Here is a 12,192-nt window from a genome sequence, read left to right on the forward strand (position 1 = left end):
GAGATATATAATGTTTACTGTTGGAGATACAGTTTTTTATAGTTCGAATGGAGTTTGTGTCATTGAAGATATTCAAGAGCGAACTTTTTGGGGAGAGAAGAAATTATATTATATTCTACGTTCCACCCATAATGAAGCTTTAAAGTTATATTACCCTGTAGAAACAGCTCAGTCGCAATTAACTGAAATTGTTTCTAAAAAGAAAGCTGAGTTGATTTTAGAACAATTTAAAAATCCACCTGATCCTTGGAATGAACGTATGCAAGAACGACAACATAGTTATCAGAAAATACTAAAGTCAAATAATCATATTCAGATAGCTAAAATGGTTAATACAATTTTAAGAAGGAAAATAGAATTAGAAAGTCAAGAGAAAAAGTTATCTAGTGGAGATCAGCAACTTCTTAATCAAGTATTGCCGATTTTATATAAAGAGCTTGCGGTTAGCTTAGATATTTCAGTAGAAGTTGTGATAAAAGAAGTAGAACAATTAATCCAAAATCACTAATGAATAATTTAAAAAAGAGACTTTGAACAAACTTGTTCAGAATCTCTTTTTTATTTACCTAAGAATTATCCAAATACAAAGAGTAATTAGTTTTCGTTTTGCATACAAAATAGCTATAGAAGAAATAATACATCTATAGGAGATGATAGATGCATGATTCAATTAGATGGCGATCGACTAACAATTGCAGATATGAAAGCAATCTTATACGAAGATGAAAAAATAGAAATAGCCCCATCAGCACGAGCAGCAGTAGAGAAAAGTAGAAGAGCTGTAGAGCAAATTGTTAAACAAAAAAAGACGGTATATGGCATAAATACAGGGTTTGGCAAATTCAGTGATGTGAAAATTCCTAGAGAGGATACTCGATTATTGCAATTGCATCTAATTCGATCACATGCATGTGGAGTAGGGGAACCTTTTAGTGAAATTGTTTCAAGAGCCATGATTGTTTTACGTTTAAACGCATTATTAAAAGGGTACTCAGGTATCCGTTTAGATGTATTGGAACGACTTTGTTATATGGTCAATCATCGTATTCATCCTGTCATTCCACAACAAGGTTCACTAGGTGCATCTGGAGATCTTGCAGCTCTCTCACATTTAGCATTAGTTCTGGTGGGTGAAGGTTTCGTTTGCCAAGATGAGCAATCAGTCGCTTCAACAGAAGTTTGGCGACAGCACCAATTACAACCAATTGAATTGGAGGCGAAAGAAGGTCTAGCTCTGATTAACGGTACACAAGCGATGACAGCTCAAGGTGTCGTAAATTTTATAGAGGCTGAGAAATTGGCATGCGATAGTGAATGGATTGCAGCGATGACGATTGAAGCATTACGTGGAATAACAGATGCCTTTCACCCAGCTGTCCATGAAGCAAGAGGTTACAAGGAACAAATAGATGTAGCAAAAAGAATGCGTGAGTGGCTAAAGGATAGTGAACTCACAACTGAACAAGGAGAACTTCGAGTACAGGATGCATATTCTTTAAGATGTATTCCGCAAATACATGGAGCAAGTTGGCAAGTGTTAAGCTATGTGAAAGAAACATTAGAGATTGAGATGAATGCTGCAACAGATAACCCACTTATTTTTGATGATGGTCAAACCGTTATTTCGAGTGGGAATTTTCATGGTCAACCAATTGCATTTGCGATGGATTTTTTGAAAATAGCGATAGCGGAATTAGCAAATGTATCCGAAAGAAGAATTGAAAGATTAGTGAATCCACATTTGAATGAGGGATTGCCACCATTTTTAAGTCCAGAACCAGGGTTACAATCAGGTGTCATGATCCTACAATATACTGCTGCAAGCCTTGTTTCTGAAAACAAGACGTTAGCTCATCCAGCTTCTGTAGATTCTATCCCATCATCTGCGAATCAAGAAGATCATGTAAGTATGGGGACAATTGCTGCTAGACATGCGTATCAAATTATCAAAAACTGCCGAAAAGTACTGGCAATCGAAGCAATTTGTGCTGCACAAGCGGTTGAATTTAGAGGTGTTGAATATATGGCGCCAAAATTAGGTGGAAAATGGCAAGATGTACGTAATGTTGTCCCAAGTATTAAAAGAGACCGAGTATATAGCAAAGATATTGAAAAAATGGCTGCTTACTTATGCCCATAGTTTTTGTTTTATGAAACATAAAAGGGGAAAAGAGGATTTTATGCATTACACTTTAATAGTATAGAGCAATATTGGAAGCTTCATTGTAAACTATTTTTGATATAATAGAGACCAATAGTTTACGAATGGAGCGAACTTTATCTTGGAAAATCAACAACCTCATATATTACTAATTGATGGTATGGCACTTTTGTTCCGTTCATTTTTTGCAACAGCGCCTATGCATCAATTTTTCAGAAAAGCAGACGGTACCCCAACTAATGGCGTACAAGGATTTGCAAGACATGTATTAAGTGCACAGTCAATTTATCGACCAACCCATTTAGCGGTTTGCTGGGATATGGGTGCTCAAACATTCCGTAACGAGCTTTTCGATGGTTATAAAGCGAATAGACCAGCTCCTCCAGATGAGTTAAAGCCTCAATTCGATATGGCACGAGAAGTATCTGAAATGATAGGCTGGAAAAACTTTGGTATAAAGGGGATGGAAGCAGATGACGCGATTGGTTCCATTATTAGCAAGTGGAAAGATGAAGCCAAAATCACAGTAGTTAGTGGTGATAAAGATTTACTGCAACTATTAAATCCTTCAACAACGATCGCTTTAACGAAAAAAGGTTATACAGAATATAATATCTATACAGATCAACGTTTTAAAGAAGAATATGAGATTGAACCACCATTATTTGCAGAAGTAAAAGCATTTATGGGTGATTCAAGTGATGGCTATCCTGGAGTAAAAGGGATTGGGCCTAAAACAGCATTGAAACTAATACAATCATATGGCTCAGTTGATGGAGTATTAGAATCTCTTGAAGAATTAAAACCTGGTCAACGTACGAAAATTCAAGAAAATGAAGAGATGTTAAAACTTTCTTTACAACTAGCTCGCATCAATACAGAAGTGCCAATTGAAGCTACGATTGATGATTGTACATTACCAATTTGGGATAAAACGAAACTCGAACAGTTAACAATGGAAGGATATTCATTAATCTCTCGTCATGCTCGTTCATTGATGGAGATTGCTGTTAGATAATCTAATCTTTAAATTCATATCATCTTAACGAAGAGCACAGTTGCGAAAAACAACTGTGCTCTTTTAAAAAACTAAGATTTCTTTATTTTAATTCTTTAATGCTTGTTGAATATGAGCTAAATGATGATTACCATGCCATGCATATAGTGCAATACTTTGTTCGATTCGCATTATACTACCATCAGGATATTGATATGTACGCTTTAATTGGTCGATTGTAAGATTTTTAAGTAAATTAACCCAACGTTCATGTAGAGTATCTAACAACTGCAATGAGACTTTTATAGGTAAATCATAATCTATTAGCTTTGCCCATTCATTTTCTTCATATGTTTTAACTAATGGGTTCACTTCAGTCAAAGCTAATTTAATTCGTATATAACCATTTAAATGACTGTCAGCAATATGGTGAATTAATTGACGAATATTTCAACTTCCTTCTCTATATGTTCTTTCTAATTCAAATTCATCGAGCGATTCGGTTAATTTATTTAAACGATTAGGAAGTGCGGCTATTTCTTTCATCCACTTTTGAACATCTTGTTTTTGTATTAGATTAGGACATTCGAATTGTCCAATAGGATATCTTTTATCCAATATAAATCCTCCTTATATTTCATCAATGGGTAGTTTGAATATTTTTCAAACAGGACTCTAACTGCGTTTTCTTTTATTCATAATAAAGAACATAATAATTACCCCGACTAGCATTCCTATGAGTGTACTCCAATATATTGAATCATTTATTAAAAAATAGGCTATAAAGTAACCTAGTAATATACCTAACACCATCCATACGAGCATTTTTATTTTTGACATAATAGGCCTCCTCAAAATATTAGTATCTACAAATACATATTATGTAAGAGTATAATGAATTCCTCTTATGTCATTCAAATTAAAACTCAAGAGATCTTTTCGCGGATTGAAGACGTTTTCCTATCGATATAAAAATCACCAATCCACTAAATATAAAAAGACCTACCAAAACGATTGGCAGGCCTCTAAAAAAGAAAAATTATTTTTGTGCATCCAAGAATGTTGTAACATCTTGTGGAGATTTTGCGTTTGCACTATGCAAGTGAGCAAGTTTTTCGCCATCTTTGAAGATTAAAAGGCTTGGAATACCCATTACTTGATATTTGTCTGAGATCTCAGGGAAATCATCACGATTGATTTCGTACCATGTATATTGGTTATATTCTTCGATGATTGGATCGATGAACATGTTCATACGTGAACAGTCAGGGCACCATCCAGCAAAAAACTTAACAATTACTGGTTCAGAAGCTGAGATTACTTCGTTAAATTGTTCTTCAGATAAAATTGGTTTCATTTGAAAATCCCTCCTAATTATTTTTAGTCTACACGTATTATGGGCTTGTATGCTAGTAAATTGTTTGCATCTGATTAGCAGTATGCAACGTTCCAGCAAATTTATCTATTAACATAGTTATTTTGTACATTTTCTAATAAAAAATTAGACTTTTCCATTGCGAAAATTAACAAAATAGTCTAAAATAAATTTCAGATAAGAAAGTTTTATTTTTTTGATTATAAAATGAATGAGCATTCATTCAAATAGGGAAAGGGAGGATTTGCTCATGGCTTATCACATTAGAAAAGCAGCTGTTATTGGTTCAGGGGTAATGGGTTCTGGCATTGCCGCTCATTTAGCAAATATCGGAATTCCAACTTTATTGTTAGATATTGTTCCAAGAGAGCTAACACAGGAAGAGGAAGCAAAGGGGTTAACTTTAGAAGTTCCTAGTGTGAGAAATCGTTTTGCCGCTGGTGCAGTACAAAAGTTATTAAAACAAAAACCAGCGCCATTAACGACGAAAAAGAGTTTAAATCTTATATCAATCGGTAACTTAGAAGATGATTTAGAAAGATTAAAAGAAGTTGACTGGATCATTGAAGTGGTTGTAGAAAATTTAGACATAAAGAAAAGCTTATATGAAAAAATTGATGCAGTTCGTAAGCCAGGTTCAATTGTTAGTTCTAATACTTCGGGGATTAGTATTAACGCTATGGCAGCCGGACGTTCAGAAGATTTTAAAAAGCACTTCTTAGGTACACCTTTCTTTAATCCACCACGTTATTTAAAATTATTGGAAGTCATTCCAGCTCAAGATACATTGCCTGAAGTGGTTGAATTTATGCAACAATTTGGAGAAAATCGCTTAGGTAAAGGGGTAGTACTTGCAAAAGATACTCCGAACTTTGTTGGGAACCGTATAGGTACATACGGTTTACTAATTACATTACAAGTAATGAAAGAAAAAGGGTATTCAGTGGGTGAAGTCGATTCTGTAACGGGACCACTTATTGGACGTCCAAAATCAGCAACTCTTCGAACTCTAGATGTAGTTGGTTTAGATACATTTGTTCATGTCGCTAAAAATGTTTATGACCATACAACTGGAGAGGAACAAAAAGTATTTGAAGTACCAGAATATCTACAAAAGATGGTTGATAATGGCTGGTTAGGTGCAAAATCAGGTCAAGGGTTCTTCCTAAAAAAAGGAAAAGAAATTACTGAGTTAAACCTAGAAACTTTCGAATATGAGCCATTAAAAAAATTAAAAACGCCATCTATTGAAATAGCTAAACAACAAAAAGGTCTTGCAGCTAAAGTGAAAACGTTAACATACGCAAAAGACCGTACAGGTGAACTTCTTTGGAGTATATTCGCACCAACCTTAATCTATTCTGCACAGTTGTTGGGTGAGATTGCAGATGATATTGTCGCAATTGATAATGCGATGAAATGGGGTTTTGGATGGGCACAAGGTCCATTTGAAATTTGGGATGCTATTGGTGTAAAAGAATCTGTAGAAAAAATGCAAGCGGAAGGATATGAAATCCCTGCATTTACAAAAGCATTATTGGATAATGGGTACTCAACGTTTTATTCAGAAGTGGATGGTGAGTTAGCTTACTTTGATGGAACAGAATATAAACCAGTTCCATTCAACGAAAAGGCAGTTGACCTAAAACGATATAAGAAAAAACATGGGGTACTAAAAAGTAATTCAAGTGCTAGTTTAATAGACTTTGGTGATCAAGTTCTATTATTAGAGTTCCATTCAAAATCTAATGCCCTAGGTCTAGATATTATGCAAATCCTAAACTATGGTTTAGATTTACTTGAAACTTCTGATTACAAAGGTATGGTGATTGGAAACCAAGGTAAAAACTTCTCAGTTGGTGCTAATTTAGCAATGATTCTAATGGAAGCACAAGATGATAATATTTTTGAGTTAGATCATATCGTCAATACATTCCAACAAGGAACATTACGTATTAAATACTCTGATAAACCAATTGTAACTGCTCCTTTTGCGATGACACTTGGTGGTGGTGCAGAAGTTTGCTTACCTTCAGCACATATTCAAGCTTCGATGGAAACTTATTTAGGTTTAGTGGAAGTAGGAGTTGGACTAATCCCTGGTGGAGGCGGAAATAAAGAACTCTATATGAAACATTTAAAAGGCCTTCCTACAGGAGTTGAAGTTGACCTACAAACTGTTGCCAACAATGTTTTTGAATCGATTGCAATGGCAAAAGTTTCAACGTCTGGGGAAGAAGCAAGAGAGAATAATTTCTTAGACTTCGCAGATGGAGTTAGTGTAAACCCTGACCATCAGTTATATGATGCAAAACAAGCAGTATTAGCATTATCAGCTGCTGGTTATAAACCACCAGTACGGGGAAAAGTTCCAGTAGTAGGTGAGCCAGGTTATGCAACATTGTTACTTGGTGCTCAAAACTTATTACAATCAGGATATATAAGCGAACATGATTTACACATTGCTAAAAAATTGGCATATGTCATTGCAGGTGGAAATGTTCCATACGGTACGTTAGTTGATGAACAGTATCTTTTAAATCTTGAAAGAGAAGCGTTCATTAGTCTTGTACAACATCCAAAATCACAAGCGAGAATGCAACACATGCTCATGAAAGGAAAACCGCTACGCAACTAATGGTTGTGTAGCGAAAGGGGGAAAATCATATGCGTGAAGCTGTAATCGTAGCAGGTGCTAGAACACCAGTGGGAAGAGCCAAAAAAGGGTCCTTAGCAACTGTGAGACCTGATGATTTAGGTGCATTAGTTGTGAAAGAAACATTAAAAAGATCAGGATATGAAGGGCCAATAGATGATTTAATCTTAGGTTGTGCAATGCCAGAAGCAGAACAAGGTATGAATGTTGCGCGTAATATCGGTGCATTAGCTGGTTTACCAGATACAACGCCGGCTATTACTGTCAATCGTTTTTGTTCATCAGGGTTACAATCGATTGCTTATGCAGCAGAGAGAGTAATGCTTGGACACTCAACAGCTATTATTGCTGGCGGTATTGAATCGATGAGTATGGTACCGATGATGGGAAATGTGATTCGTCCAAATGCGAAGCTTGCAGAAGAAGCTCCTCAATATTACATGAGTATGGGGCATACAGCGGAAGAAGTTGCTAAGAAATATGAAGTAAGTCGTGAAGAACAAGATGCTTTTGCTGTAAGATCCCATGAACGTGCTGCTAAAGCAATCGCTGAAGGGAAATTTGTAGATGAAATCGTTCCTGTGGAAGTTGAAAAACATTATGTTGATGAAAACAACAAACCACAAGTGAAAAAATTCACTTTTGCTATGGATGAGGGTGTTAGAGTTGGTACATCAACGGAAACACTGGCAAAATTACGTCCAGCCTTCGCTGTAAAAGGTAGTGTAACGGCAGGAAACGCTTCACAAACTTCAGATGGTGCAGGTGCAGTACTAGTAATGGACCGTGAAGAAGCTGAAAAGCAAGGCCTTCAACCAATGGCGAAATTCCTAGGTTTTGCAGTAGGTGGAGTACCTCCAGAAGTGATGGGGATTGGACCAATTGTAGCTGTTCCAAAAGCATTGAAAATCGCTGGATTATCAATTGAAGATATTGATCTATGGGAGATTAATGAGGCATTTGCTTCGCAATCTATTCAAGTAGTTCGTGAATTAGGTATAGATTTAGAAAAAGTAAACGTCAATGGTGGTGCAATTGCTTTAGGCCATCCATTAGGTGCAACTGGTACCATCTTAACGTTAAAACTAATCCATGAGTTAAAACGTCAAGGCAAAAAATATGGAGTTGTAACAATGTGCATCGGTGGCGGTATGGGTGCTGCTGGCGTATTTGAGATTCTTTAAGAAGTATTATTCGTAAGTATTAGATGAAAAAACTATCAAACAAAGGGGAGAATTGATATGACAGAAAATACTTTAAAACTTATTAAAGGCGGTAGCTTTTTAACGGAAGATATTGACGCTGGACGCGTATTTACGCCAGAGGATTTTACTGATGAGCAAAAAATGATTGCAAAAACAACTGAAGATTATATACAAACTGAAGTATTACCAGTTGTCGATAATTTAGAAAATCATGAATTTGAACATTCTGTTCGACTATTGAAAAAAGCAGGTGAGCTTGGCTTACTAGCAGCTGATGTACCAGCAGAATATGAAGGTCTTGGCTTAGATAAAATTTCTTCAGCTTTAATAACTGAAAAAATGGCTTTAGCAGGGGGCTTTTCTATTACACATGGTGCACATGTTGGCATTGGTTCATTACCAATCGTATTATTTGGTAATGACGATCAAAAGCAAAAGTACCTACCAAAACTAGCATCTGGTGAACTAATTGCAGCTTACGCTTTAACTGAGCCTAGTTCAGGGTCTGACGCATTAGGTGCTAAAACAACTGCAAAGCTAAATGCAGAAGGAACACACTATATTCTAAATGGTGAGAAACAATGGATTACAAACTCAGGTTTCGCGGATGTATTTGTAGTCTATGCGAAAATTGATGGCGATAAGTTTTCAGCATTTATCGTAGAACGTGGTTTCCCAGGTGTATCAACTGGTGCTGAAGAAAAGAAAATGGGTATTAAATCTTCTTCTACACGTACATTAATTTTAGAAGATGTGCCTGTACCTGTTGAAAACTTATTAGGTGAAGTAGGTCGCGGTCATGTCATCGCATTTAATATTCTTAACATCGGTCGTTATAAATTGGGTGTTGGGGCAATCGGGGCTTCAAAACGAGCACTTGAATTAGCAATTTCTTATTCAAATCAACGCCAACAATTTAATACACCTATTTCATCTTTCAACCTAACTAAAGAAAAACTATCTACAATGGCTGCTAAATTGTATGCATCTGAATCTTTAATCTATCGTACAGTTGGATATTTCGAAGATCGTATGAGTCAACTAAGTGAAGAAGAAAAGAATGATGGTAAAGCTGTTGCAGCTTCAATAGCAGAATATGCAATTGAATGCTCTATCAACAAAGTATTCGGCTCTGAAACACTTGACTATATCGCAGACGAAGCAGTTCAATTACATGGCGGATATGGCTATATGCAGGAATATGAAGTTGAGCGTATCTATCGTGATTCACGTATCAACCGTATTTTCGAAGGAACAAACGAAATTAACCGTCTAATTGTACCAGGAACTTTCGTGAAAAAGGCGATGAAAGGTGAGCTACCACTTCTTCAACAAGCACAAAGCCTACAATCTGAATTGCTATCAATGTTCCCTGAAGAAATCGGTGACGAACCATTAGCGCAAGAAAAACACTTAGTGAAGATGGCAAAGAAAATTGCATTATTAGCAGCAGGAACAGCAGTTCAACGTTTCGGTACAAAACTAGAGCAAGAACAAGAGATTTTAGTGAATATTGCTAATATCGCTAACCAATTATTCGCGATGGAATCAGTTGTTCTTCGTACTGAAAAAGCACTTGCTCGTGACGGATTCGATAAAGCTGCACAAAAAGTTTTATACACAGAAATTTTCGTTCAAGAAGCATTTGCTGAAATTGAAAAAGAAGCAAAAGAAACAATTATTGGTTCTGTAGAAGGTGACAATGCTCGCATGTTACTATCTGCTCTACGTAAACTTACACGATTCACTCCATATAATTTGATTGCTAAAAAACGTCAAGCTTCTGTAAAACTAATTGCTGCAGAGAAATATACAGTATAGTATTTGAAGAATTTGTATAACGTAGAGAAATCCGGTCATCCTAATAGAGTGATCGGATTTCTTTCTTGAATAAGAAAGTCATCATACAATACAATGAAGAGAAGGGATGTAGTTATAAAACATATAAAAGGAGCATTCTTATGACGATCAGATTAATTCAATACCCAAAATGTACAACATGTAAAAAAGCACAAGCTTGGTTAAAGGAAAATGGAATCGAGTTTGAATTACAACATATAGTTGAACAAACACCTACAAAAGAAGAATTAACAAATTTTTTGAAAATGAGTGGCCTGCCATTGAAAAAATTCTTTAATACTTCTGGGATGAAATATCGCGAACTACAATTAAAAGATCGCTTAAAGGAAATGTCTGAAGATGAGCAACTTGAATTGTTAGCATCAGATGGAATGCTCATTAAAAGACCGATTGTTACCGATGGTCAAAGAATCACATTAGGTTTTAAAATTGATGACTTTGAAAAGACATGGAAATAGTTATACATTTGCTTGTTTTTAAATACGGAATATGTCAAAATTGAAGTGAATTTAAATACATATTTGGAGGGTTAATGATGAGCATACCAACAGATTTACGTTATACAGAAGAACATGAATGGGTAAAAGCAGAAGATGGAAAAGTACGCATCGGAATTACAGAGTTCGCACAATCAGAACTAGGTGATATCGTATTCGTTGAACTTCCACAAGTAGGTGACGATCTAGTAGCAGATGAACCATTTGGTAGTGTTGAATCTGTAAAAACTGTATCTGAACTTTATGCACCTATTTCAGGTAAAGTTGTAGAAATTAATGAAGAACTAGAAGATAGCCCAGAATTTGTTAACGAATCTCCATATGAAAAAGCATGGATGGTTGTGATTGAACCTTCTGACGTATCACAAATTGAAGAATTACTTACACCAGAAAAATACCAAGAACTAATCGAAGAATAATCTTGCCAATAAAAGCGCCACACTTTTTGTGTTGGCGCTTTTACGTACATCAAGCAGTTCACACTATTAAGTTAAGGTTTTTACTGCACTCAATGCGGGATAAAACTGTAAGGAGGAATTAGCTTGTCTGATAAAGTGCTTATTGTAGAAGGTAGGCAGGATAAATTGCAAATTCACCCCATATTAGCAGAAGATATTCCAATTCTATGTACGAATGGAACGATTAGTGCGAGTAATTTAGAAGAACTTATCTATCCCTATGAAGAATATGATTTATATGCTTTTTTTGACGAAGATTATTCAGGCGATTGCCTTCGTGCTTTGATGAAGAGAGAATATCCTGAGACGTATTTTTTACGAACCCTTTCTTTATATAAACAAGTGGAAGTAACGCCAAGAAAATATTTAGCTAGAATATTATTGGCTGCTGATTTTAAAGTAAATCCAGCTTATCTTATAGAATAGGAATGACAAGTTATGCAAGAATGGTCAATTGAAGAATGGGAGAATATGAAGGAAAGTAAAGAACAATGTACTTTCTATTTATACACTTCAATGTGTGGAACGTGCCAAGTAGCTTCTAAAATGATGGAGATTATGGAAGCAACCTTTCCAGACATTCCAATGGGAAAGGCTAATATCAATTATGTGGAACAATTAGCCATAGACTATAAAATTGAAAGTGTCCCATGTTTACTAATTACTGAAAATGGAAAAGTAAGAGATAAAATCTATGCATTTCAATCTGTTTCATACTTATTTGAAAAAATTCAGAAAAAAGATTGACGATGTTAACATAGAGTGGTAAAGTAACAAACATAAATTAAATAATTATTTACGTTACTCTTATTTAGAGAGGTGGAGGGAAGTGCCCTATGAAGCCCGGCAACCGTCACAATGTGACACGGTGCCAATTCACGCAAAGTGAGAACTTTGGAAGATGAGAGAACGGTTTTCGTATATTACGTGGACCCTTCTGTTAATCTTACAGAAGGGTCTTTTATATTAAAAGCGAAAGAGGC

General features: G+C 35.7%; 13 protein-coding genes and 1 riboswitch. Of the genes, 10 read left to right on the forward strand and 3 right to left on the reverse strand.

Annotated features, from left to right (window positions below; all coding sequences use genetic code 11):
* The 3 genes from D1606_RS12465 to D1606_RS12475 form a co-directional block, all read left to right on the forward strand.
* The coding region (locus D1606_RS12465; protein WP_147414513.1) for a CarD family transcriptional regulator at positions 1–508 on the forward strand (508 nt) is incomplete at its 5' end.
* Positions 509–661: 153 nt separating this feature from the next.
* Positions 662–2,140, forward strand: a complete 1,479-nt coding sequence (gene hutH / locus D1606_RS12470; protein WP_119416343.1) for a histidine ammonia-lyase — start codon at positions 662–664, stop codon at positions 2,138–2,140.
* Between the two features lie 181 nt (positions 2,141–2,321).
* The gene (locus D1606_RS12475; RefSeq protein WP_233548099.1) at positions 2,322–3,179 is read left to right on the forward strand and encodes a 5'-3' exonuclease; all 858 of its coding nucleotides are present in this window, start codon (positions 2,322–2,324) and stop codon (positions 3,177–3,179) included.
* A gap of 87 nt (positions 3,180–3,266) precedes the next feature.
* On the opposite strand, the gene D1606_RS12480 is transcribed toward D1606_RS12475, so the two are convergent.
* From D1606_RS12480 to D1606_RS12485, 3 genes are all read right to left on the reverse strand, one after another.
* On the reverse strand, positions 3,267–3,605 hold the full coding sequence (locus D1606_RS12480; RefSeq protein WP_369973804.1) for a YfiT family bacillithiol transferase: 339 nt from the start codon (positions 3,603–3,605) through the stop codon (positions 3,267–3,269).
* A 3-nt stretch (positions 3,606–3,608) separates the two neighbouring features.
* Positions 3,609–3,776, reverse strand: a complete 168-nt coding sequence (locus D1606_RS19315) for a DinB family protein (protein WP_369973803.1) — start codon at positions 3,774–3,776, stop codon at positions 3,609–3,611.
* 421 nt (positions 3,777–4,197) lie between these two features.
* Complete coding sequence (locus tag D1606_RS12485) at positions 4,198–4,515, reverse strand: thioredoxin family protein (protein ID WP_119416345.1); 318 nt, start codon at positions 4,513–4,515, stop codon at positions 4,198–4,200.
* 268 nt (positions 4,516–4,783) lie between these two features.
* On the opposite strand from D1606_RS12485, the gene D1606_RS12490 reads away from it, so the two are divergent.
* The 7 genes from D1606_RS12490 (at position 4,784) to D1606_RS12520 (ending at position 11,956) form a co-directional block, all read left to right on the forward strand.
* A complete protein-coding gene (locus tag D1606_RS12490) occupies positions 4,784–7,171 on the forward strand; it encodes a 3-hydroxyacyl-CoA dehydrogenase/enoyl-CoA hydratase family protein (RefSeq protein ID WP_119416346.1) in 2,388 nt (795 codons plus the stop codon).
* Between the two features lie 29 nt (positions 7,172–7,200).
* Positions 7,201–8,373 (forward strand): acetyl-CoA C-acetyltransferase, encoded by a 1,173-nt coding sequence (locus D1606_RS12495; protein ID WP_119416347.1) that lies wholly within the window; start codon positions 7,201–7,203, stop codon positions 8,371–8,373.
* Between the two features lie 57 nt (positions 8,374–8,430).
* A complete protein-coding gene (locus D1606_RS12500; RefSeq protein WP_119416348.1) occupies positions 8,431–10,215 on the forward strand; it encodes an acyl-CoA dehydrogenase family protein in 1,785 nt (594 codons plus the stop codon).
* A 140-nt stretch (positions 10,216–10,355) separates the two neighbouring features.
* Positions 10,356–10,712 (forward strand): arsenate reductase family protein, encoded by a 357-nt coding sequence (locus D1606_RS12505; RefSeq protein ID WP_119416349.1) that lies wholly within the window; start codon positions 10,356–10,358, stop codon positions 10,710–10,712.
* A 77-nt stretch (positions 10,713–10,789) separates the two neighbouring features.
* A complete protein-coding gene (gene gcvH / locus D1606_RS12510) occupies positions 10,790–11,170 on the forward strand; it encodes a glycine cleavage system protein GcvH (protein WP_119416350.1) in 381 nt (126 codons plus the stop codon).
* A gap of 123 nt (positions 11,171–11,293) precedes the next feature.
* On the forward strand, positions 11,294–11,635 hold the full coding sequence (locus tag D1606_RS12515) for a toprim domain-containing protein (RefSeq protein WP_119416351.1): 342 nt from the start codon (positions 11,294–11,296) through the stop codon (positions 11,633–11,635).
* A gap of 12 nt (positions 11,636–11,647) precedes the next feature.
* Positions 11,648–11,956: a thioredoxin family protein gene (locus tag D1606_RS12520; RefSeq protein WP_119416352.1), complete on the forward strand. Its 309-nt coding sequence runs from the start codon at positions 11,648–11,650 to the stop codon at positions 11,954–11,956.
* A gap of 57 nt (positions 11,957–12,013) precedes the next feature.
* Positions 12,014–12,117, forward strand: a riboswitch (SAM riboswitch).
* The last annotated feature ends 75 nt before the right edge of the window (positions 12,118–12,192 follow it).

It is taken from the genome of Rummeliibacillus sp. POC4, from assembly GCF_003576525.1.
GTDB lineage: Bacteria > Bacillota > Bacilli > Bacillales_A > Planococcaceae > Rummeliibacillus.

Bases quoted from the DNA above. Each gene is read 5' to 3' on its own strand.
- hutH (WP_119416343.1), top strand. From the start codon at position 662: ATGATTCAATTAGATGGCGATCGACTAACAATTGCAGATATGAAAGCA.
- D1606_RS12475 (WP_233548099.1), top strand. From the start codon at position 2,322: ATGGCACTTTTGTTCCGTTCATTTTTTGCAACAGCGCCTATGCATCAA.
- D1606_RS12485 (WP_119416345.1), bottom strand. From the start codon at position 4,515: ATGAAACCAATTTTATCTGAAGAACAATTTAACGAAGTAATCTCAGCT.
- D1606_RS12490 (WP_119416346.1), top strand. From the start codon at position 4,784: ATGGCTTATCACATTAGAAAAGCAGCTGTTATTGGTTCAGGGGTAATG.
- D1606_RS12495 (WP_119416347.1), top strand. From the start codon at position 7,201: ATGCGTGAAGCTGTAATCGTAGCAGGTGCTAGAACACCAGTGGGAAGA.
- D1606_RS12500 (WP_119416348.1), top strand. From the start codon at position 8,431: ATGACAGAAAATACTTTAAAACTTATTAAAGGCGGTAGCTTTTTAACG.
- D1606_RS12505 (WP_119416349.1), top strand. From the start codon at position 10,356: ATGACGATCAGATTAATTCAATACCCAAAATGTACAACATGTAAAAAA.
- gcvH (WP_119416350.1), top strand. From the start codon at position 10,790: ATGAGCATACCAACAGATTTACGTTATACAGAAGAACATGAATGGGTA.
- D1606_RS12520 (WP_119416352.1), top strand. From the start codon at position 11,648: ATGCAAGAATGGTCAATTGAAGAATGGGAGAATATGAAGGAAAGTAAA.